Source organism: Vibrio sp. 378, assembly GCF_033339435.1.
The window spans coordinates 1-1244 of the sequence record NZ_JAWOUO010000097.1; the positions used below are offsets into that span (position 1 = coordinate 1).

1 pseudogene is annotated in these 1244 nt (G+C 48.5%); it reads left to right on the plus strand.

Annotated elements, in window-relative coordinates:
- Positions 1 to 1244: pseudogene (locus tag R7Q48_RS24340) on the plus strand (insulinase family protein); the annotation flags it as partial.

Below are 1244 nucleotides of genomic sequence, written 5' to 3' on the forward strand. Positions count from 1 at the left end.
TTGCTAACATCATCAAGAACAAGTTCTCGAACTGGGAAAGTACCTCAGATATCGCCATCGAAAAGCGTCGTGACATTCGACTCAATACTCAAGACGAAATTCTGCCAAGCAACTCGATGGAGTCACCAAGCTTGCATTTGGTGATTGAACGCGGCGATCTTCGTCGCGAAACGGTCGAGCAGCAACACGCAGAATGGCGAGACGAAGTGGCCATTCAACTGATTCAACAGCGTTTGATCAGTCTTCTCAATGATGCCGCCGAGCCTTACCAATACGTTTATGCGCAGCCTTACTACTCGAACTACCAACGGCTAATGTCGGCGGGTATCTCATTTTCGCCTGACCGCCGTGAACAAATGCACCAAATTTTCATCAGTGCTTTGACGTCACTTCGCGATTACGGCGTGACACAAGCTGAGCTAGAGAGCATCACATCTAACTGGTATGGCGAACTGGCAAATCTTGATTCTGATTGGAGCAAACGCAAGCCAAATAGTTACGCGGAAGCGCGTATTTTCCAATTGGAGCAAGACAGCGTAAGCCAATCGAAAGAGAGCTATGCGCAAAGCCTGGCAGCTTTTTTGGATAAAACGACGCTAGAGAGCGTAAACTCGCAGTTAAAAGAGCTGCTGTCTAATCAACCAAGCTTTGTGATTGGCATGGGCAAAAGTGAAACGCAAGCGCAATTTGCTGATGTATTCACTGCGCTTAACAGCGCCTACCTACAAGCTGGTGAAAAGCCTTCTGACATGAACGCCAAAGCAGAAGGCTTCCTGCAACCAGCAGAGGAAGGCAGCATCGTTAGTATGCGTCAAGCTCCGGGTGGTTTTCAGGTTTACACCTTATCAAACGGTGTGGATGTTTGGTTCCAAAAAGACGCAAAAGCCGGTGGCCGCGCTTACATCTACTTCACTAGCCAAGGGGGTAAAGCCGCTCTAGATAAATCGCTTTATCCAGCCTACGAACTGGCTGCCATGACCGCTGTTCGCAGTGGATTAGGAGAGTTTTCTGGCTCAGAGCTGGATGCCTATTTACGTACGAACAACATCGCTTTTGGTCCAATACTCGAGCCAACAGTGCATGGCGTTCAGGTTACGACGCAAAAAAATCGTCTAGTTGAAGCTTTGAATGGCTTGTACAACCTTTCGACCGAAATCAAGGTTGATGAGCGTCAGCTTGCCGCGGTGAAACAAGAGTTTAAGCAAGAGCGCAGCGCTTTCTTGGAATCGCCTATGGGTACGCTT